Consider the following 22,457-nt stretch of genomic DNA (forward strand, 5'->3'; position numbering starts at 1 on the left):
TCTCTCTTCCCGTACACTAAAAACAAGGACGAAATGAAATACAAGAATCTTATATTTATCGCGATTGTCGCTTTTACCACACTGGTAGGAAGTTGGGTTATCCCTTCATTGGCTCAAAAAATGACCGACGAATCGAAAGGATACCCGCTCATGTACTATAGTGCCCGTCTGAAGGAACTCTGCATGATAGACTTCCGCACCCATCCGGACTTCTTCTCCGACATTAAAGGAAACCGGTATGCCCGTGCCGACTACGACTCTCTGCTGCCGCTGCTCAATGCCCGCCAGCTGATGCTGGACGGCACTATGCCCGACTCCATCGACGGTCATGCCATAGACATGAAAACATTACGCATGACACAAGTCATGTTCCGTTACCGTCCGCAAGACATGCAGATGCCTCAGCCTCCTATGGGCGTACTTTTCGAAGCGATGCCCAAACGCGGCAAACTGACCTTGCCCGGCGACTATTTTACTCTGACAGACCGGATTACTTTCACCGATGCAGAGACCAATACCACAGACGAAAAGAAGAGCAAGCGCTTTCAGGAAGAAATGCAGAAAAAAGGATTTGCCTTTCCGGCACAAGGCTATTGGGGAAATCCTTCTACCCGCAAGCCTTACGAAGAAGGTTATTTCTGTCTGGATGCCCACGGGGAACTCTTTCACTTAAAGATGGTAAACGGACGTCCTTTCGTGAAAAATACTCATCTCAGCGACTCGCTGGATATACGCTGGTTTGTCATGAGTGAAGTATCCGACAAACGGTTCTACGGCTTTGTTTTCGGTCGTGAGGGTGAAGTGGGAATCATAGAAAGTACAGCAGAAGGCGGCTATTTCTTCCGCTGTCTCGACATACGTCCTTTCTGTCCGGAAAAAGACCAGCTCACCATCTTAGGCAATCTTCTCTACTGGACCGTATCTGTTACCGACAGTCAAGGGATGGATACATATGGATTGGATACGGAAACCTTGTCTTGCCTCTCCTCTTATTACCAGCCTGTCAAACAAGTCATGTGGGACAGTGTTTCGGAGTGGCTCTTTCCTTTCCGCCTTTCCCTGCAAAGCGAAGAGAATGCCTTTATCAACCTCTATTGGCATACCGGAACCTGGAAAGCTTTTCTACTGAATGCACTTCTGGCGCTTTCTGCACTGCTTCTCTTCCGACGCACCTCTCCTGCCCGACGCGGACTCTGTGCCGGATGGGTATTGCTGACCGGTATCCCGGGATGGGTAGCCTTACTGATTATGAAAAAAGAAAACTGAATGTATAAATCAATAAAAAACAAACAAGTATGAAAAAGTATGTATATTTATTAGTAGCCATTTTAGGACTGAACCTCACCGCTTGCGGCAACGCCTCTAAAAAGAACAATGCAGACACAGCCGACTCTACTGCCGTAACCGCCAGTCAGGCACAGTACGTAGAAGACATATTGGCAAAAGCAGAAGAGAATGTAGGAAAAGAAGTAAGCTTACGTGGTTTCATCACCCATACCTGCAAACATTCCGGAAGAAGATGTTTCGTAGCCGGTAAAGACCAGAAAACCTCTATCCGCGTAGAAGCCAAAGGAGAAATCGGCGGATTCAACCGCGAACTGATTGGCTCGGAAGTCATCATTAAAGGTATCTTGCGTGAAAACCGTCTGACCAAAGAATACATCGACCAGATGGAAGAAGCCATCAACGACAAAAAGGTGAAAGACGACGGCTCGGCAGAATCGTGCGATGCGGAAACCGCAAACATTGCCAACATGCGCAAATGGATGAAAGACAACCAAAAAGATTTTTATTCCATTTATTATATAGACGGAACGAACTATGAAGTGGTGGAAGAATAAAAGTTTTTCATACTGGTTGCGTGTAATCCATCGCGATTTGGGTTTCCTCATGGTAGGAGTCAGTCTGATTTATGGGGTATCGGGCATGCTGCTCAACCACATGAACGGGAAAGACCCTTCTTTTCAGACCACAGAAGCCACACTGACCTGGAAAGCCGGCATGGATAAGGAAGCACTGACCGAAACGTGGAATGCAACCGAAGGACTTCCTACCCTGAAACGTGTCTTCCCGGTAGACGAGGAAAACATCCGTCTGATGCTGGATGGCGGAGTAGGAATCTACAATTCCGGCAACGGTACACTGGATTATGAAGTACACAAGAAACGCCCCGTTGTATACTGGTTCAACCGTCTTCATTACAACCGTGTAGAAGGATGGAACATCATGAGCGACTTTTTTGCAATTTCCCTCATTTTCTTTGCTCTTTCGGGGATGTGGATGGTAAAAGGGAAAAACGGTCTGAAAGGCAGAGGCAAATGGTATCTGCTGGTCGGAATCCTTATTCCTCTGGCCTATATACTGTTGAGCTAAGCCTCATCTTCGCTTCCCCCTAACAAAAAGAAGCTGTTTCAAAATTGAGACAGCTTCTTTTTGTTATGAAGTTAGTCGCTGACAGGTTGGATTATATTCCAGTCAGGAATACCAATAACCGGAAGATACTGTTTAAAATATTCTTCTTCTTCAGCAGTGCCGGCTTTTTGATACGTATGCCATACAGGTTTAGGCTGTCCGGCTTCAGGTTTCCCTGTTCCTTCCTGGAAGCGAAGTCCTAATAATACAGCTTCGGCCGGATTATCAAACCAGTTATGCCATTGAATACCTTCTATACCTTCAAGAGCTTTGATTTTTTTCCATCCATATGCGAATCCAGCTGCTTGCTTGATATTATCTTCTTCGCTGGGAGTAACGGGAGTTCCGGTTCCTGTTTCAGACAACCATATAGAACGGTTATGAACTCCTTGATATTTGTTGCTTTCTGTCAATACCCATTTGTTTAGTACCTCCAGATTTTTCAAGCTAACAAACTGAGTCTTCATACTGAATGTAGCATTTTTATCATTCCACACCTCAGGGTTTCCTAATTGTTCCGGATAACTGTGACATGCCGGTGCCCAGAAGAAATCTCCTTCAGCTTGGCTATATAAATTAAGCATATCCAGCATATCTGTAACTTGATACCATCCTCCTCCGGCAGCTTTCGTCCAACCGTGGGTGAAAGGAATATATACACGTGCATTTTGGTCGTATTGGTGCATGATATTATAGCACATGCGGATAGAACGTTGATAAGTTTCCATGAATGTAGCTACTTCCGGTTCTCCCATATTTACCCAATTAATCGCTCCGTCTATTTCATTATGCATAATCCAGTGTGTGATACGCATTTCTTTAGTACTATATCGTTGTGCAAGAAAGTCTAATATGGCAGCATAATAGTCAGTCGATTCTATATTAGTCATATTAGGCATTGTATAAGTACCTTTGGCACTATAATCAGGATGCTGTAAAATAGAAGCAATGATAGGGTCTACTCCCGCTGTAGCTGCAGGATGGAATAACAAAATACCAGCTACTGCAACGTTATATTTTGCTGCAATTTTCAAAGGAGCATCAAGGTTGCTCTCTAAAAAACTTTTGCTGAAATAATACGTCTTTCCATTGTATTGATGTTCTATATCATCTGTTTGCCTGGTGGAATGCATAAAAAGTACCGGACATACATTGATTGTAGCACTTGTTATTCCTAAATCCCGTATATCCGACTCCAGATAAGGAGAATTGATGATACCTCCCAGCCCTTTTTTCCCTGCAGGGTTAAGCGCTTCTATACTTCTGATAGGTGCAATTTTATCTGCGTAATGGGCATGCGATACCAATTCATCTTTTTCTGTTCCTTCTTTAAAGATAGCCCAACGCGACAAAAGACCATCATAAGTAAATCCGTTTATGATGCGTCGGCGGTCCACCGTTTGTGTAAAGGAAGCTTGAGTTAATGGTATTTTATAAGCTTCATCAATTTTGTCTGTTTTGAATAAGTCTACAAACGTTGGAATTTCAGCGAGGAAAAATGTTCCTTCTCCTGTGCAGTTTCCTGTAATTGTGATTTGGTCGGAAGATACATCGATATTAGTAATACGACAAGGATAATCTTTGGTCAGATAATCTTTGATAGCCTGTTCATATTTCGATTTTTCGTTCTCAGCATTATCCTCTTCTTCTTCCGCTTTTTTCTCTTCTTCGTTCATTGCGCGGAGTTTCATGTCTTTAATCTGCATTTTTGTACGGTCTGTACTTCCGATGTCAAGGCGCAGTTTTTCGTCAATGAATCCCCAGTTGAATTCTTTACGTTTCTTTTTTAGTCGGAGAGCATATGTGGCCCACTCGTCAGAAGATTTAATGATTCCGAAGCTGGATGAACGGGCTGGTTCTATGTTACCTGTTTCATCAATAAAAAATATTTCAAAATTATCGATGTCTTCGGTTAGCGTATAGGTAAACTCCAGAACACAACACTCTTCCGGTGCATCTGACTCGAGTTTATTGATGAAAAAATAAGGGTCTGTATTTCCTGTCTTACCGGTAATTGTATAAATGCTGTCTTCGGATACTGATAAATTCAACTGACTATCCTGTTGGGTGTTGATACTAAGCGTTACCGGTGGTACTTGTGGCTCTTCAATAGAAGGTACATCTGGAAAATTTTCATGGTCCTTACAGGAAGGGAGTAATAGAAGCAATAATAATATATTTGCCATACTCCATAGTTTACATCTCTTTGTTCTAGTCATAAGTTTTGTGTATAAAGGGTTAATATTCAAAAAGGTTCAATAATATTCCAATTGGGGATACCTATCACGTTTAGCAAAGGAGCAAATGCTTCATCTTCTTTTTCTGTTCCTGCTTGTCTGTACAATTCCCATACGGGTTTAGTTTCCCCATTGTTTTTATCAGGATATTTACGCAGTCCGAGCATGGCACCCTCTCCGTCGCCTTCGTTGTCGAGCCAGTTGTGCCATTGAAGTCCGTCTATTCCTTCCAATCCGTTCAATTTTTTCCATGCATAAGCAAATCCGGCTGCTTGTTCTTGAAGATCCTCATCCGAGTAGCTACGTGAATTAATTCCTGCCTCCGACAGCCATATCGAACGCTTCTTTGTTCCTAAATACATATTTTCTTTTGTCAGTGCCCATCGGTTTAATACTTCTAAGTTTTTAAAAGTAAGAAACTGTGTGTTCATGGAAAGAGTGGCTAACGGGTCTTCCCAAGAGCGTGGGTTCAGTAAATCGTACGGATAGCTGTGATAAGCCAATCCCCACAGAAAATCACCTTCTACCTGGCTGTATTGTGTCAGCAATTCGATAATGTCTTGGGCGCTGTTCCAGTTGGGTTGACAGGGGGATGCCCATGAATGTGTGAATGAAGCAAGTACCTCGCTGTGCATATCGTATTGACGGGTGATATTATAACACAAGCGGAGTGATTTCATATAAGCATCGGTGAATACAACTACCGGCTTATTACCCATATTGGTCCATTGCACGGAGGCATCTACTTCATTATGTAAAATCCAGTGTGTAATACGTCCATATTTATTGTCTGTTCTACAATAGCGAGAAGCAAGATAATTGATGATGGCTGCATAGGTATTTACAGCTTCCGGTGTAGTCATGTTGGGCATCGTATATATACCTCCGTTATTGTCAGGATGTTGCATTAGCTTTCCAAAACTAGGGTCGGAACAGTTCTCAGCCCGTTCGAATAAGATAATAGCTGCAACCGATATCTTTTTTTCTGCTGTCAGAGTCAAGATCTTATCAAGTGTTTCTCTTAAATAAGATTCATTTACATAATAAGTTTTACCTGAATATTCATAAGGTGTATCTCCTCCCATTTGCTGTAAATGAAAGAAATGACTTACCACTACATTGACGGTAGCACTGCTGATGTCTAATTTATCTATATCAGATACAAACTGATTGTAGAAAAGTCCTCCAATCCCCTTTTTATTACGTAATTTTAAAAGTTCAAGTGTTTGTGCTGCATAAATCTTATCTGGGTAATGTGCGGCCGAAACAATTTCGTCTTTAGTTTCTCCTTTGGCAAATAATGCCCATTTGGATAATATCCGGTCGTGTTTAATACCGTCTTTTTCATAAAAACGATCGAGCTTTACGGTAAAGTTACTTTCGTTGATAGGTACGGAAAATTTGAATCGGTCAAGAGCAACAACATCTTCATACGGACAAACTTCACCTAAGTAGACAGGAGTAGAATCAGAGGATGTATAACCTTTGATGATTACAAATTTATCTGTAATTTCTATGTTGGATATTTGGCAAGGGTAGGATGTGGATAGATAAGTTTTTAACTGGTTTTCAAATTGAATATCTTTTTCTGGGTAAATAGCAGATTGTTCTTTGGGGATGTCGTCGTTGCAGGCTGTTGTAATTAAAAATATGCTGCAAAAGAATAAGGTAGAAAGTCTTTTTACATTTAGCTCCATTGGATAAAGTTTAGTTTAGTAATTTTTCCTATTGTTAAAATGAGAAGAGTGGGGAAATACTGCATCTCATTTTTTCATGAAAAGAAAATAAATGTATAGGAAACGTATAAAAATGATACAAAAAAGAAGAAAACTTTATCTGGTGAAAATAATATGAAAACAAAAAGAGGCTGTCCCAAATAAACTTTGAACTATTCCCCTAAAGTCGTATGTATAGCTTTTGAGGACAGTTTCTTATGAGACAGTCTCTTTTTCCAGCCTATCCTGCAAGTGGTCTACATCGAACAAAAGAAAGTAACCAGAAACGGTACACTGAAATCGACCACAAAACCATGGAATACCGATACAATTACAAATTCCTGTCCGGCACAACGGGTGATAATAGGCAGTGTGGTATCCATGGTAGTCGCCCCACCCGATGAAATAGGAGCCAGATTGCCAAACCAGCGCACCAGTAAAGGAGCACACAGCAAAGTGATAATTTCCCGTGAAATATTGGACAGCAAGGCAATGGTGCCTAACTCCGCTCCCCTGTACTCCGTAATAAAAATACTCGAAAGAGAATAATATCCAAAGCCGGAACCTACAGCCATACAGTCGGTCAGGCTCCGGTGAGGCAACAACAGACTGACTGCTGCCGCTCCAGCCAATGTGCCCAATATTGTCATCAGCGGAAGGAAAACCAGACGAGGATTCAGGGCACAGAAATTACGTATGGTCTGCGGATCGTTGCCTATACTTAAGCCCACACTGAACATCAGAGCACACAACGCATAAAAACTCAAGTTGCTCTGCTGAAAAGATGCAGGAATCCAACCACACATACCGGCTATTGTACCCAGTACAAAAAAGCCGACAATAATCAGACTTCCTTTCATTGCTCTGCCCCCTTTCTTCCATAGAGTACCTTCCACAGTCCCCATGCGCAAACACAACTTCCCAATACACAAGCCAGGGTAATCACTACAGCCTCTACTCCCAAAGTATGCAGATTTTCCATAATACGGCGATTCCCGCCTACTTCTGTCCCTAACAAAAACAGCAACAGCCAGATCAGTGCCGTAATAACCCGATGCACTCCCGTCATCCGCTGTTTCCTTAAGAGGAAGCCCAATGCAATCCCCCCTATCATGATACTAATCACTGTAAACATGCCTTCTACCGATTCGTTTAAACTGAAATGCAAAGATAGAAGAATAAAACGAGAGTTACGCTGCTCTACTTTATAAGTTACCGCCAGTCCTTACAGGTAAAAACTCCAGTACTCACCTGATAGTAGTAGAATTTTTTCATGGAAAAAGTACAGTACCGATTAGAAAGGAGTATTTAAAGTAAAAGCAGGAGTAAAATACGGTACAAACAATAAAGAGATAAATCTACATTATTTGCTTTACACCCCACCTGTCACATCTTCCTGCAAAATGAAAGAAAAGACCTTCCCTTTTCAGACAAAATGCTCCCTGTCTATCCTATTTTTTCTAATTTTGCTGCAAAAATCGTAAAATGAGAAAGATAACCCACGATATTCTGTACATTCTGATTGCTTGTACATCCCTTTTGAATATCCAATGCAGCGGAAACGGCAAGGAGAAAACACCGCTTCCGGAACTGGTTCATGCAGAGTCCGTGATGTTTGATCACCCGGACAGTGCGCTTCATATCCTGGAGGATATGCCGATGCCTTCAGCACGCCGGGATAAGGAGAACCATGCGCTTTGGTGTCTGCTAGTGACACAGGCGCAGTACAAACGGATGATGAAAATCCCTTCAGATTCCCTTGTGAGGATAGCATACGATTATTACAAGCCGACAGATAATGCCCGTAGAAAGGCTATGTCTGCACTTTATATGGGGGATATCAATTATGAGCTTCGCAATATAGAAGAAGCCATGCAGTATTATCTAGAAGGTAAAACAGAAGTGGAAAAAACAGATGACTACAAAACTGGTTATCTGGTCATGGTCTCATTATGTAGGCTATATTTATATCGTGATTTTGCTGACTATGCTTTGGAAGCCTGCAGGAAGGCATACGATTATGCTGTGAAAGATTCCAACAAGCGTTATCAGTTAGCTTCTCTTAAATTTATGGCCAGATGTTATTGCATTTCGGATTCATTGTCGAAGGCTATAGATACATATCATAAATGTAGTGAGCTGACTTTAGAACTTGAACTTGAAAATTATTATTATGACATACAGAGCGAAATAGCCTTAGTATATAAGAATAAAGGTGATATCGAAAAGTCTTTAGAGATTATAAAAAGCTTTCCAATCAAATACCAGCCAGCTTTATTGACGGGAAAGAACTACTACCTTTTGGGGCAACAGGATTCAGCTTATATTTATTTAAATGAAGCTTTGAAAACTTATAATATTTATACTAAGGCGTCTGCATACGAGTACCTATATAAATTGGCTGATACTCCCCAATACCGTAAATACCTGAAGACTTATTGCGATTCACTTCTTTTTTACAACGATTCTATTATAGCTATTGATAAGGGCAAGGAAATCATCGCCTACAAGGAGAAGTACGACCACCAGAAACTCATTACCGAACAGCAGCATCTGAAGCTGGAAAAGGCAGATGCACAGCGTTTGTTGTTTATCATCACAATATGCCTGATAGTGGTTATAGCTGTCGTAGCATACCTCTATCAGAAACGGCTTGTGAGAAAGGAAACAACCATACGCAAACAGTCCGAACAGCTACAGGACTACATGCTTCAACTGCACGAATACGAGACACAACTCATGCAGAACAACCGCTACATGGAGGAACTGAAGGAACAGCTGTCTGGTCAGGAAATGAACTCTGAAGAACTGCATGAATACCGTGAACAGATAGACAGCCTTCAGGTTGAGAACGGCAGGCTGTCTGAAAAGATAAACTCTCTTCAACATCATATTAACGACTATTCTTCCAAACTGGATAAGGCCAGACGTGAGGCAGATAAGTTCCGCAACCTATCGGAAGAAAATCTCTACCTGAAGCAGCGTGAACGTGTGCTTGCCGACTATGTGGCAGACAACGACAGACTGGTGAAGGAACTGAGAGAGAAATGCCGAGTGCTGGAGAACAAGGAATGGGAGGCATTAGAAGATGTGTGCGAAAGTGTATACGGCAATTTTATAACCCGCCTGCAGAGTTTCTGCCCTACACTGACGAAGCAGGAGCTTCATCTGTGCGTGCTCATCCGCCTACGTTTCGGCAATGCCCAACTGGCAACTATTTTTGCAGTATCACCTGCTTCCATCTCACAAAAAAAATTCCGGCTGAAAAAGCACATCAGCGAATCACTTAAAAACAGACTCCCGGAAGAAATGACACTCGACAGATGGATAACAGAGTTCTAAACAGACTGTTTATCAGCCTCATCAGACAGAAAATGTCATCATCACTTCACGTAATAGGTGATAACTTTTTTTTATGAAATCTTCTCAATATTATATTATACATTTGTACAAAGAAATCAATTCAAAAGCTTATGTATAAATCAATCTTTCGTCCTTTACTCTTCCAGATCGACGCGGAAGACATTCACAACAAAATCGTTAAATCACTTCAATTTTATCGTCATCTCACTCCGGTAAGAAAGATTGTCAGATCATCATGTCACACCGAAACAGCCGAATGGAAATGGAAAAATCTCACTTTCAAAAATCGCGTCGGATTATCAGCCGGGTTTGATAAAGCAGCCAACTGCTTTGATGAACTTAGTGATTTGGGCTTCGGTTTTATAGAAGTAGGTACCGTAACACCGAAAGAAGTAAAAGGAAATCCATGCCCACGCATATTCCGCTTACCTAAAGATCAGGCTCTTATTTCACGAACCGGATTTAATAACCCCGGGAAGACTGTATTCTTACAAAATCTAAAAAGGAAACAACCCGGGAAATATATTCTGGGTATTAATATCAATACCAATCATCCGGACAATACAGAGCAGGCAATGACAGATATCTTAGATTTATACCATACATTCGACAGATATGCCGATTATTACACCATAAACTGGGGAAGTATTGCTCCGGAAATCTTAGGACCGATACTTTCTACTCTATTACAAGATAAACAAGCATACAAGAAGCCGGTCTTCCTGAAATTGCCAGCCGATCTTACTCTTGAGAAAGTAGACGACATTATCAGCTTTGCCATCCAACATCATATCGACGGCTTTATTGCATGTGGCCCCAGTCAGGACCGTTCCTTGTTCACCCATTCAACCCAAACTGAGATAAAGAATATAGGTGCAGGAGGTATCAGCGGATTGCCGGTTTTACAGAAATCGACAAGAATAGTAAAATACCTGTCTGAACATGCTCCCAAAGAGATGTTGATAATCGGTGCCGGTGGTATCATAACTCCTTCGGATGCGCAGGCCATGCTGAAGGCAGGAGCTCATCTGGTACAGATTTATTCTGCATTTATTTATGAAGGTCCCTACATTGTAAAACAAATTGCCAAGGCTTGCAGATAAGATATTTCCATTCTGTCAAGAAGGCTATATAGTCAATCGGACAAAAATCATTTCATCGGAGATTTGACACCGAACCGACGGATAATAGCGCACTAAAAATGAAATTGTAGAGAGACTGTGGCTGTGATCTATCCTATAAACCACGGATAATCAAAGCAGTAGCAGCAAATGGCAAGAACTGGTTTGTAGAGGTGATTTTTTATCTTGTTCAAATAATTCATTCTATTTTTGCGAATGAAAAACTACCCCATAGGGTAGCAGAAACATCGAATAGGATGAAGATTTTTGCAACAATAAAACCAAACCTCTATATAGACAGACCATGAATATGCTAAAGAAAACATTACTGCTACTATGCTATCTGATACTTCCGCTCGGAGTATCGGCACAGACCGTAAAAGGAAAACTGATTGACGAGAACAGCCAGCCGCTACCCTTTGCCAATGTGGTACTGCTCTCGCTGCCAGATTCGGCGTTTGTAAATGGAACCGTCAGTGGCGAAGACGGAGCTTTCACTCTGGAGGCTACATCGGAGAACCAGATCGTAAAAATATCTTCTATCGGATATAAGACTGTATGTAAGCCGATATCTCCGGCCAATATCGGTATCGTACAACTCGTATCGGATGCACAGGTATTGGGAGAAATAGTGGTAAAAGCAGACTTACCCAAAATGCAGCTGAAAGGTGATGCCATGGTAACGACAGTTCAAGGCAGTATCCTTGAAAAAGCAGGAACCGGCGAGGATTTACTGAATAAGATTCCCGGAGTTTCTGCCGGAGATGATGAGGTAAATGTATTCGGATCGGGAACTCCTGAAATCTATATCAACGGGCGAAAGGTACGCGATAACTCAGAGTTGGACCAATTGGCTTCCGACCAGATTAAACGTGTGGAAGTGGTGAAGAATCCGGGGGCGAGATACGATGCTTCTGTAAAAGCCGTTATCCGTATCATCACTAAAAAGGTCGTGGGCGAAGGTTTCGGTTTCAATAACCGTTTTATCACAAGACACAGAAGAACGTACGGATGGACTACCTTCGACCAGTATAATTTCAACTACCGTAAAGGAGGATTCGACCTGTCTGGTACATTGTTGGGAGGCAAATTCCGTAATGGGAACAATCAGATGCTTGGTATGACCACCTATCTGGATAAACTGTGGGAGCAGGAAATGGATGCGAGATACGGCAAGAACTCAAACAGTAATGTTCAGGGAGTTCTTTCACTAAACTATCAGTTCAATGAAAAGCACTCCATGGGTATACGCTACGACATGGACAAATATTTCAATTCCATAAGCGACTGGCGGTTCAATACTACAGTTTATGCAGATAAGGAGTTGTATGAAACCAACACAAGCACAATGCTTGGTGAAGATCCTTCCACAAAACATAGCCTGAACTATTACTACAACGGACAGATAGGCGACTGGAACATTGACTTCAACGCCGATGGTTTATGGAATGTCAAGGAAGAGAGTCAGCATACAAAGGAAATAACCAACGGCAATACCGAAACCAACGTAAATACTTTCAATAAAAACAATGGAACGCTGTATGCGTCCAAACTTGTCGTATCCTATCCGCTGTGGCAGGGAAGTCTATCATTCGGAGGTGAATATTCGCATACAAACAGAAGCAATCTCTATCTAAACCAGGAAGGTATTCTGGCCAACGATGACAGTAGAATAAAGGAAGGTTCTACGGCTGCTTTCATGGACTACTCGCGCTCGTTCGGCAAAGTGGATATGCAAGCCGGAGTGAGATATGAAAATGTGAATTTCGACTACTACGAACAAGGCAAGCACATGGATGAACAGAGTCGCGAATTCAATAATATATTTCCTTCGGTAAACATAAACTTCCCGATAGGAAAAACACAGGTTCAGTTGAGCTACAGCAGCGGCATCACACGTCCTTCGTACGATATGCTGAGAAGCAATACATATTATAGTAACAAATATACCTATCAGACCGGTAATCCATTCCTCAAACCTATCATCAATCAGGATGTGGTATTGTCTGCTTCGTATAAATGGGTAAATTTCAGCTTTACTTATAACCGTACAAAGGATGATATCATGCAGATTAATGAACCTTATTCGGAAACAGACCCTACCATATCCTTACTGCGAATTGTCAATGCCAAACCATATAACAATATCATATCGGCCATCACATTATCACCTGTAATCGGCTGCTGGAACCCGCAACTCATGGCACAAGTGCACAAGCAGTGGTTTCATACAGAAGGGCACGAAGGCGAACTTACACTGAGCAAACCAAGAATGGTTATCGTATGGCGAAACAGTTTCACACTGCCGGCAGGATTTCTGCTCGATGTAAACGGTACTTATTACACCAAAGGACACACACAGAATACATACATGGGTATCAACTCATTGGATGTATCTATGGGACTTTATAAGAGTTTCTTCAATGAAAGACTGAGTCTTCAGTTTCAGGTAACCAACTTGTTGGAAAAAAATGATATGGAATGTACAGTGTATAGTGGAATAAAAACTACCACAGACTATATCACTAATTTCAGAAGATTTTCTCTGACCATGCGATACAAGTTCAATGCTACAAAGAGTAAGTACAAAGGTACCGGTGCAGGGGAAAGCCAGAAGAACCGTATGTAAGAAAAATAAAAAGCGAAAAGCATCCTTTTCATTTTACTCTATTCCGGGCAGAGCAGGCCTTATCGGCAAAGACCTGCTACTGCCTTATTTTCTACGTATCCCACATTGGAATGGAGGCATTTTTCACAGGAGCAGTCAATAACTTATTCATAACTTCCCGTTATATCCGACCTCTCTTCCGGAGAAAAGACGTACCTTTGCAGCCCGAAATTAAAAAAACGAAGAACGATGCTGCTACCTTATTTACATCCTGAACTGATAGAAGCTGGCTGTGATGAAGCCGGAAGAGGTTGTCTGGCCGGAGCTGTGTATGCAGCAGCCGTGATTCTGCCTCATGATTTTCACAACGAACTGCTGAACGATTCCAAACAGCTGAGTGAAAAGCAACGCTATGCACTGCGCGAAGTGATAGAAAAAGAAGCTGTAGCATGGGCTGTGGGGGTAGTTACTCCTGAAGAAATAGACAAAATAAACATTCTGAACGCATCGTTTCTTGCCATGCACCGGGCTATAGACGGACTGAAAGTACGCCCGCAACATTTGCTGATAGACGGAAACCGTTTCAACAAGTATCAGGATTTGCCTCATACTACGATTGTAAAAGGAGATGGAAAATATCTGTCGATTGCAGCGGCTTCGATTCTGGCAAAAACATACAGGGACGACTACATGAAAGAGCTGCACGAAGCTTATCCGCAATACGACTGGAAAGGCAACAAGGGGTATCCTACTCCCAAACATCGGGCAGCCATTGCGCAATATGGTACTACGCCTTATCACCGCAAGACTTTCAACCTGCTGGGCAACGAACAACTTTCTTTTGACTTCTGATTTCTCTGTTTTATTCACAATACAGAGAGTTATTCACAACACCTGTTAATAACTTTGCAGTTATGAACAGGCTTGCCTTGTTTTCAACAAGGATAAAATTCCTAAAAAATGCACTTAAGCACAAGATATTTTGTATTTTTGCATGTTGTAAAGCATAGAAATATTAACTCTTAAAATACAAATAACAGTATGGCTAAAAAAGCGCTTTTAATGATTCTTGATGGTTGGGGATGTGGCGACCGTCAGAAAGACGATGTAATCTTCAACACCCCGACTCCGTATTGGGACAGTCTGTTGGCTAACTACCCTCATTCTCAGTTGCAGGCAAGTGGTGAAAACGTAGGTTTGCCTGACGGACAGATGGGTAACTCTGAAGTAGGCCACCTGAATATCGGTGCCGGACGTATCGTATATCAGGACTTGGTAAAAATCAACCGCGCTTGTGCAGACGGAAGCATCCTTCAGAACAAGGAAGTGGTAGCTGCATTCTCTTATGCAAAAGAAAACGGAAAGAACATCCACTTCATGGGATTGACTTCAAACGGTGGTGTACACTCTTCTTTGGACCATCTGTTCAGATTGTGCGATATCGCTAAGGAATACGGACTTGAAAATACATTTATCCACTGCTTCATGGACGGTCGTGACACAGACCCGAAGAGCGGTAAAGGATTTATCGAACAACTTTCTGCTCACTGTGCACAGTCTGCAGGAAAAATCGCTTCTATCATCGGACGTTTCTACGCTATGGACCGCGACAAACGTTGGGAACGCGTAAAAGAAGCTTACGACTTGCTGGTAAACGGTACAGGTAAGAAAGCTACTGATATGGTTCAGGCTATGCAGGAATCATACGATGAAGGAGTTACTGACGAGTTCATCAAACCGATTGTAAATGCAAACTTCGACGGTACTATCAAAGAAGGTGATGTAGTAATCTTCTTCAACTATCGTAACGACCGTGCAAAAGAATTGACTGTTGTATTGACTCAGCAGGATATGCCGGAAAACGGTATGAAGACTATACCGGGCTTGCAGTTCTACTGCATGACTCCGTACGATGCATCATTTACAGGTGTACACATCTTGTTCCCGAAAGAAAACGTACAGAATACTTTGGGAGAATATCTGGCTGCAAACGGAAAGACTCAGTTGCACATTGCAGAAACTGAAAAATATGCACACGTTACTTTCTTCTTCAACGGTGGACGTGAAACTCCGTACGATAACGAAGACCGTATCCTGGTACCAAGCCCGAAAGTTGCTACTTACGACTTGAAACCGGAAATGAGTGCATACGAAGTAAAAGACAAACTGGTAGAAGCTATCAACACTCAGAAATATGACTTCATCGTAGTAAACTATGCAAACGGTGACATGGTAGGACATACCGGTATCTACGAAGCAATCGAAAAGGCTGTTGTAGCAATCGACAACTGTGTGAAAGATACAGTAGAAGCTGCAAAAGCTAACGATTATGAAGTAATCATCATTGCAGACCACGGTAATGCAGATCATGCATTGAACGAAGATGGTACTCCAAACACTGCTCACTCACTGAATCCGGTTCCGTTTGTATACGTAACTGCAAACAAGGATGCAAAGGTAGAAAACGGTGTATTGGCCGATGTGGCTCCTTCTATCCTGCACATCCTGGGTATGGCTCAGCCTGCAGAAATGTCTGGTAAGGACTTGATTAAATAAGATATACATCTCTAATAGAAGACAGCGTGTCTGTATTCCGGTATCACTCCGGACAGACACGCTGTTCTTTTTTTATGTCATTATCTTTCTTTATACAAAGAACGGACAGACCACTCACCAAATCTCTCTACACCCATACTTAGAAAAAGTGAAATGAAGAATCTGACAACAGCATAGGGATAGATGGGAGTTATTTCGTATCTTTGCACGGATAAAAAGAAATCAGTATGGTACAAATAGACGATGTAGTAGTAAGCCTGGATGTATTCCGCGAAAAGTTTCTTTGCAATCTGGATGCCTGCAAAGGAGAATGCTGTATAGAAGGAGATGCCGGAGCTCCGGTAGAACTAGAAGAAGTAGCACAGCTGGAAGAAGTACTTCCGATTATCTGGGAAGAACTGTCGCCCGAAGCACGTGAAGTGATTGACCGGCAAGGGGTGGTATATACAGACCAGGACGGCGATCTGGTAACTTCTATTGTAAATGGAAAAGACTGCGTATTTACATGTTACGACGAGAAGGGATATTGCTACTGTGCCATAGAGAAAGCCTACAGAGAAGGACGATGCAATTTCTACAAGCCTATTTCCTGCCATTTATACCCCATTCGTGTGGGAAACTACGGACCTTACAAGGCTGTGAATTATCACCGCTGGGATGTATGCAAGGCTGCTGTCCTGCTTGGAAAGAAAGAAAATCTGCCAGTGTACAAGTTCTTGAAAGAACCGCTGATACGAAAGTTTGGAGAGGTATGGTACAAGGAACTGGAAAGTGTAGCAGACGAACTGAAAAAACAGCATATTATTTAATTACATAAACATTGATTCTCTCAAACGTATTGAAGCATCCTCGTATGTATCTTTCCGGATACAATCGGGATGCTTCAATGTTTTTATCTAATACTGAAAGCCAACTGTTCTACCTGAAAAAGCAACTAATTATTCTTTTCGCAAACGTACCTCTTTCACCGGACGCAGATAATATTTGGGAGTGGCTCCGGCATCGAGTACACGCTTGTTGTAAAAACAGAAAGTAGATTTTCCTTCATTGCACAAATAGCGGGCTCCATCTGTATAATAGAATCCATCCAAACCTTCGGCCACCAGAAACTTGTTCAGTTCTTCCATCGTAAAGCTGTAGAACTGGTCACGAAAAGCTTCTGCCTCATCTTTGGAAAAGACTCTCCAGCCTTGTATACCATCTACATCGTAAGCAGACAATATGCTCTCCGTACCCGATGCAACGGTATAATACTGGTCGGGGGCAATCAGAAAAGCCTCCACTTCCTTCGATGAAATGGTCTCTACCTTCCAGACATAGAAAGGCCCCCATACAGCATCGGCTTGCGGCAGTGTATTCACAGAAATGACTTCATCGTCATCGCCTTCCCCTCCGGAAGGATTGCCTCCTCCCTCTTCACCTCCTCCTCCATCGGGCTGGATTTCATCGAAACCAAATTCAATATCCACTCCCGGATGCCAGCCCTCTATCTGAAATTCGCCGTCAAGAGAAACCCCATCGCTATAATTTCCCGTAAAATGATAAGGGTATCCGGGCTTAAGGCTGGCATTATACGTATAGCTGTACACTTCATCTTTATCGGGCATACGTACCGTCACAGACAAATGGGTCTGTGTATCCTTACAAGGAAATACATAAACTGCATCCGACTTCCATACATGCCCTTCTTTGCGACAGGAAATGACACTGGATTCAGAATCGTTTTTGTAATTTCCGATAAAAGAGACCGATGAACTGACCGGTGATACGGCTACTTGCACGGCTTTAGCTTCTTCGGGTACAAGATTGAATGAGAAATGCAAAGCAGATACCATATAAGAAAGAGTAAGATTGACTAAGGTTGACTGATTTAAACTGACACGTGCCTGTCCCATCTGAAGCGGAAGAGTACAGCGGTTCTCATTTTTCAGACGGATGTAACTATCCGGAATCACTTCAAAGGGAAAAGCAAAATCGTCGGATGATAAAGCAGAGAATACCGATACCGTATATTTTCCCTGGGGAAGAGAAGCAGAGAAACCGGCATAAGCCGATGCTATACTTTCCCGAAGTACACAGTTATTTGCCCCATCGAACACATAAACCGATAACGGATAATGCAATTTTGAATTATTCTCACTCTGCCAGTTCAATTGCAAAGTACAAGTAGTATTCACCTCTCCTCCCTCTGAATCCAGTTCTTCCTCCGGTTTATATTCCCCACAAGAGGCCAAGAACATAAACAAACCAAGTATTTGAAATAGTTTCATAATGAATATGTTTTATCGCTATAAAACATATCTTTTACACTATTCTGTACTTTTATACAGTACTTTTTTCCAGAAAGGTTGATTTTTACCGTTTTCAGGCTTCCTCTTGCCCTACCTTACGACATTTTACAAGAACTTTCTGCCCATCTCCCAGGGTTGTGGCAAACAAATAGATTTCTCCTCCTTCTTTTATTTTCAGTTTCTTCCGCAGGTCTGCTACCGAAGAAGGGAAATTACGCACTGTAAGATTAGCCTTCTCTACTCCTTCCAGGAATGTTTTCAACTCTTTTTTCCCGAAACCGGATATTCCTACCACTTTAAAACAACGTCCCGGAAAATCGACTAACTGAGAAGAAGTATACAGATGACTATTGGAATGCAGCTTTTTTACCCCATAAGCCGATGCAAGCAAACGGAAAGGAGAAGCCTTCAGCAATGCAGCTCCCGGCTCATACAAATAGGTTTCCACTTGCTCCGATATAGGACAAATCGCTCTTTTCTCCTGCTCGTAGGAAAAACTGAAATGCTGCGACGGTGCATGAGAGAAAAGTTGCACACAATGAATCTGTACCTCGCTTGTTTCTTTCTTAACAGAAGCAGCTTCTTTCCGGAGAATCAGCAACAACTCCTTGCACTCGTTCTGAAGCGAAATGACATGAATCTCCCGAATATACTTCAAATCGCGCAAGGCAGAAGCAATATCCAGCATAGGAGAAAGCTTTATCAGTACCGTTTCCCCTTTTTCTACCAATAAAGACTCAAGCGCACACACATCCGGTTCGCAATCTGTAATGGCTACAGTCTTTCCTCCATTCTTATCGCGACGTGCCGGATCGAGAAAAAGACAGTCTACAGGCTCCATCTTTGTCAGAAAGTCAATGCCGTCGGCATGATTTACACGGATATGATTCAACCCCAACAAAGGGAAATTATGCGTTGCCAACTCACACAGTCCTTCTTGACGCTCCACATAGTCAGCCTGTGCAAAGTTTCGGGAAATATAAGCACAGTCCACTCCGAATCCGGCTGTAAGGTCTGCAAAAGAATCCCCCCGAACCAGCGATGCCTTATAAAGAGCGGTCTGTTCCGACGAACACTGCTCCATAGACAGATGGCCCGGATAATATATCCCTTCTACACTTCCCCATGAAGGTAACTTCTTCTCCGCAATTTGCCGGGCTGCAATCTGTATTACAGCCTCAGCCATATCGACCAAAGGATATTTCTTACCCTGAAGTGCCAGATTACGCACATCATCCTCACGATGTTCTTGTATGAAACGCCATGTTTCGGGAGATAAAGTTTTCATTTACCGATTTTAGAAAAGAGAATACATAGATAAATACCACAGGGAAACATAGTTAAGAAAAGGATAAAGACAGACAAACAGTCCTAAAAAACAAGAAGGTAAAGCTCCCACAACATGATTGAGCCTTACCTTCTCTATCTCCTTTGCCTTCTTTAACCACTCAACAGGCAGAATCAATATTCTTCCTCGTTGAAAAAGAAATCTTCTTTGCTGGGATAGTCAGGCCAAATATCTTCAATACTTTCGTATATTTCGCCTTCGTCTTCCATTTCCTGCAAGTTTTCAATTACTTCCAATGGAGCGCCCGAACGCATCGCATAATCAATCAATTCATCTTTTGTTGCCGGCCACGGAGCATCTTCCAGCTTAGAGGCTAATTCCAATGTCCAATACATAGCATTTCCTGTTTTTTAAATGTTTGACTCTTTTTTATTGTCGCACAAAAGTATAACAAATTCTTTCATATGCAAGTTTTATCCCAATAAATTTCATCATGATGTGTTAATTGATTTAACTTTCGAGATAAAATAAACAGATAATCGGACAATCTGTTGACAAATTGTTTCACTTCGGCATCTATCACGCATCCTTCTTCTGTCTCAAGTGCCAATATTCTGCGTTCTGCACGCCGGCATACCGTACGGCATACATGACACACGGAAGCTTCCTTCGATCCTCCCGGCAATACAAACTCAGTAAGTTTAGGCAGAGAAGCATCTATCTTGTCAATAGCCACTTCCAGTTTCCGTACTGTTTCTTCCGAAATACGGCTTTCTATGCGCAGTTCGGTCTGCGACTGATCGGTAGCCAGATAAGCTCCTACAGAAAATAATTTATGTTGTATGTATTGTAACAGAGTCCGGTTCTCTTCGTCATCCATCATAGCTATCAACATCCCGAGATGCGCACTCAGTTCATCGATTGTGCCATATGCCTCCAGTCTTATATGAGTCTTTGACACACGCACACCTCCAACCAATGAAGTCGTACCTTTATCGCCTGTACGGGTATAAATCAAACTTTTTTTCATAATACTAAGGTTACTTATTTATTATGCTAAATACTTACTCTGCAAATTTAGGAAAATAAAGGAGAGTACAAAATTGTCATTTTATAGATTTGCACTCCATTCAAACTTTTTATAACAAGCGTCAAACAAATTCTGAGCTATTCTTATAGCTGACTGATAAGTTCTCTTAAATATAAAGACATGAATATTTCTCAGAAAAAATCAGAGAATGAAGATGTCTCATTACAGTGGTACACCCGTCTCATTGCAGTGAGACGGGTGTACCATTAGAATGAGACGAGCGTCTCCTTATAATGAGACACCTTTACCTATCCATGAAATGACTATAGGAAATTCACAATACGGTGTTCTTTAATACGCTGTTTATCAAAGAAAACAATACCTACATCATACAAATCGAAGGTAACCCCCGTACGCGAATCGGCAATGACCGAGTTCCACCATTCTTTTTTTTCTTTCGTGGCATAAGGAGAAGCAATTACAAAGCAGGTACGCGAACCGGCTTTACTGCACAAAGCTTCGAATACTTCTTTATAATAAGGAGTATGAGCAATATGAACAAGGTCGGCAGAAAAGTCAACCATATTTTGCCAGGCATCCTCTGCATGGTATACAATCTGAGGATAAGAAGCCAGCAGGTTTTTCACGTCCTGGTGCAGACAACAGTCATAAGTATGAACTGGTACCTGTTTAGCCTCAGCCATATAAACAGTCGACAAGCCACTTCCTGTTCCTATTTCGAGTATAGAAGAAGGTTGCCAGTAGTTGGTAAACCGGAATAAAAATTTATCGACCTTTTCACGATAATGCGGTAAAGACAGCACAGTCTTTCTCTTATCATGCAAAGTACGGTATGCATAAAATGCCATACGCTCGTATACCACAAAAGTAATCAAGAAAAAATCAGAGGGAGAATGAACTCCGTACCCGCAACGATGACGGAAGCGACGACACCAATTCCAACCGCGAAAAAACCAATTTACCATGTCTATTCAGCCTTATTAAGTAAAAGCAAAGATCGTGAAAGGTGAGAGCAGAGGAAAACGAAAACAACATTTTCAGATTTTCCTTTGCCGAACCGTATCCTATCTTCGCGCAAACAAAGATAGTGAAAGACGAGTGCAGTACCAAGCCAAAAACTTGCTTTTGAGCGAAAGTAACGCCGAGCCGCATCCTGTCTTCTGAGAAGATATATAAAATATAGAGTTATCTAAAGAAAAAGGCTGCAGTAAACCAATAGTTACTACAGCCTGTCTCTCTCAAAAAATGAGAGTTTATTTACGTTGTCCCAACTGATCGTTCAGATACAAGATACCGGCCCCATCACCACATCTTCTCAGTTTTTCTACAATACCCTGAGCTGTAGCTTCTTCTTCTACCTGTTCGCGTACATAGCCCCACAAGAAATCTTGAGAAGCCTTATCTTTTACTTCTGAAGCAACATTTACCAGACTGTCGATGAGTGCTGATACATGACACTCGTGCTTATATACATGTTCAAACACTTCAACTACACTTCCCCATCCTTCGGGTACTACATCTATTTTATTCACTTTTGCTGTACCGCCACGTTTTGTCAGATAGTCTGCCAAATCGTATGCATGCTGCAACTCTTCCTGAGACTGCTTTCTCATCCAGCTTGCAAATCCGTCGAAACCTTCACGCTGCAAATAGAAAGACATTGAAAGATAAAGATTAGATGACCACATTTCAGCAGTAATCTGATCGTTGATGGCATTTTGTAATTTTTCTGAAATCATAATATTATAATTTTTAATGAATAACCTTTTCTTATAAGCTTACAAATAAAATGCCAGAAAGCTTTCTTTTCACAGG

19 protein-coding genes are annotated in these 22,457 nt (G+C 41.9%); 9 read left to right on the plus strand and 10 right to left on the minus strand.

Annotated elements, in window-relative coordinates:
* Positions 1 to 33 precede the first annotated feature (33 nt).
* From WKU26_RS05200 to WKU26_RS05210, 3 genes are read left to right on the plus strand one after another with little or no spacing between them, the layout of a single operon-like run.
* Positions 34 to 1,266, plus strand: coding sequence for a DUF4857 domain-containing protein (locus WKU26_RS05200; protein WP_340321154.1), 1,233 nt, complete (start codon positions 34 to 36; stop codon positions 1,264 to 1,266).
* Positions 1,267 to 1,295: 29 nt separating this feature from the next.
* Positions 1,296 to 1,841: a hypothetical protein gene (locus WKU26_RS05205; RefSeq protein WP_178267225.1), complete on the plus strand. Its 546-nt coding sequence runs from the start codon at positions 1,296 to 1,298 to the stop codon at positions 1,839 to 1,841.
* On the plus strand, positions 1,822 to 2,373 hold the full coding sequence (locus WKU26_RS05210) for a PepSY-associated TM helix domain-containing protein (RefSeq protein WP_340321155.1): 552 nt from the start codon (positions 1,822 to 1,824) through the stop codon (positions 2,371 to 2,373). Before WKU26_RS05205 ends, WKU26_RS05210 begins: the two co-directional genes overlap by 20 nt.
* A gap of 71 nt (positions 2,374 to 2,444) precedes the next feature.
* Here WKU26_RS05210 and WKU26_RS05215 read toward each other — a convergent pair whose 3' ends face one another.
* The 4 genes from WKU26_RS05215 to WKU26_RS05230 form a co-directional block, all read right to left on the minus strand.
* Positions 2,445 to 4,598, minus strand: a complete 2,154-nt coding sequence (locus WKU26_RS05215; RefSeq protein ID WP_340321156.1) for a DUF5722 domain-containing protein — start codon at positions 4,596 to 4,598, stop codon at positions 2,445 to 2,447.
* A 59-nt stretch (positions 4,599 to 4,657) separates the two neighbouring features.
* Positions 4,658 to 6,346, minus strand: coding sequence for a DUF5722 domain-containing protein (locus tag WKU26_RS05220; RefSeq protein WP_340321157.1), 1,689 nt, complete (start codon positions 6,344 to 6,346; stop codon positions 4,658 to 4,660).
* 275 nt (positions 6,347 to 6,621) lie between these two features.
* A complete protein-coding gene (locus tag WKU26_RS05225) occupies positions 6,622 to 7,224 on the minus strand; it encodes a lysine exporter LysO family protein (RefSeq protein WP_178266969.1) in 603 nt (200 codons plus the stop codon).
* Complete coding sequence (locus WKU26_RS05230) at positions 7,221 to 7,499, minus strand: LysO family transporter (protein WP_269878010.1); 279 nt, start codon at positions 7,497 to 7,499, stop codon at positions 7,221 to 7,223. The genes WKU26_RS05225 and WKU26_RS05230 overlap by 4 nt, the downstream gene beginning before the upstream one ends.
* Before the next feature lie 350 nt (positions 7,500 to 7,849).
* On the opposite strand from WKU26_RS05230, the gene WKU26_RS05235 reads away from it, so the two are divergent.
* The 6 genes from WKU26_RS05235 to WKU26_RS05260 all read left to right on the plus strand — a co-directional run bounded on the left by WKU26_RS05235 (position 7,850) and on the right by WKU26_RS05260 (position 16,821).
* The gene (locus WKU26_RS05235) at positions 7,850 to 9,706 is read left to right on the plus strand and encodes a hypothetical protein (RefSeq protein WP_340321158.1); all 1,857 of its coding nucleotides are present in this window, start codon (positions 7,850 to 7,852) and stop codon (positions 9,704 to 9,706) included.
* 131 nt (positions 9,707 to 9,837) lie between these two features.
* Positions 9,838 to 10,830, plus strand: a complete 993-nt coding sequence (locus WKU26_RS05240; RefSeq protein WP_340321159.1) for a quinone-dependent dihydroorotate dehydrogenase — start codon at positions 9,838 to 9,840, stop codon at positions 10,828 to 10,830.
* Positions 10,831 to 11,152: 322 nt separating this feature from the next.
* The gene (locus tag WKU26_RS05245; protein ID WP_445323217.1) at positions 11,153 to 13,477 is read left to right on the plus strand and encodes an outer membrane beta-barrel protein; all 2,325 of its coding nucleotides are present in this window, start codon (positions 11,153 to 11,155) and stop codon (positions 13,475 to 13,477) included.
* A 228-nt stretch (positions 13,478 to 13,705) separates the two neighbouring features.
* Complete coding sequence (locus tag WKU26_RS05250; protein WP_340321161.1) at positions 13,706 to 14,308, plus strand: ribonuclease HII; 603 nt, start codon at positions 13,706 to 13,708, stop codon at positions 14,306 to 14,308.
* 189 nt (positions 14,309 to 14,497) lie between these two features.
* Entirely contained in the window at positions 14,498 to 16,012 is a 1,515-nt protein-coding gene (gene gpmI, locus WKU26_RS05255) for a 2,3-bisphosphoglycerate-independent phosphoglycerate mutase (protein ID WP_340321162.1), read from the plus strand.
* A gap of 227 nt (positions 16,013 to 16,239) precedes the next feature.
* Entirely contained in the window at positions 16,240 to 16,821 is a 582-nt protein-coding gene (locus WKU26_RS05260; RefSeq protein ID WP_178266976.1) for a DUF3109 family protein, read from the plus strand.
* A gap of 129 nt (positions 16,822 to 16,950) precedes the next feature.
* Here the strand turns inward: WKU26_RS05260 and WKU26_RS05265 are convergent, their stop codons facing one another.
* The 6 genes from WKU26_RS05265 to WKU26_RS05290 form a co-directional block, all read right to left on the minus strand.
* Positions 16,951 to 18,282, minus strand: coding sequence for a FimB/Mfa2 family fimbrial subunit (locus tag WKU26_RS05265; RefSeq protein ID WP_340321163.1), 1,332 nt, complete (start codon positions 18,280 to 18,282; stop codon positions 16,951 to 16,953).
* 94 nt (positions 18,283 to 18,376) lie between these two features.
* Positions 18,377 to 19,591: a THUMP-like domain-containing protein gene (locus WKU26_RS05270; RefSeq protein WP_340321164.1), complete on the minus strand. Its 1,215-nt coding sequence runs from the start codon at positions 19,589 to 19,591 to the stop codon at positions 18,377 to 18,379.
* 173 nt (positions 19,592 to 19,764) lie between these two features.
* Positions 19,765 to 19,986: a DUF2795 domain-containing protein gene (locus WKU26_RS05275; protein WP_002558131.1), complete on the minus strand. Its 222-nt coding sequence runs from the start codon at positions 19,984 to 19,986 to the stop codon at positions 19,765 to 19,767.
* Between the two features lie 65 nt (positions 19,987 to 20,051).
* Positions 20,052 to 20,621 (minus strand): cob(I)yrinic acid a,c-diamide adenosyltransferase, encoded by a 570-nt coding sequence (locus WKU26_RS05280; protein WP_340321165.1) that lies wholly within the window; start codon positions 20,619 to 20,621, stop codon positions 20,052 to 20,054.
* Positions 20,622 to 20,944: 323 nt separating this feature from the next.
* Positions 20,945 to 21,607 carry a hypothetical protein gene (locus tag WKU26_RS05285; protein ID WP_340321166.1) on the minus strand — a complete coding sequence of 221 codons (663 nt, stop codon included), beginning with the start codon at positions 21,605 to 21,607 and terminating at the stop codon, positions 20,945 to 20,947.
* A gap of 288 nt (positions 21,608 to 21,895) precedes the next feature.
* Complete coding sequence (locus WKU26_RS05290) at positions 21,896 to 22,381, minus strand: ferritin (RefSeq protein ID WP_340321167.1); 486 nt, start codon at positions 22,379 to 22,381, stop codon at positions 21,896 to 21,898.
* Between the last annotated feature and the right edge of the window lie 76 nt (positions 22,382 to 22,457).

Source organism: Phocaeicola sp. HCN-40430 (assembly GCF_037890285.1).
Lineage (GTDB): Bacteria > Bacteroidota > Bacteroidia > Bacteroidales > Bacteroidaceae > Phocaeicola > Phocaeicola acetigenes.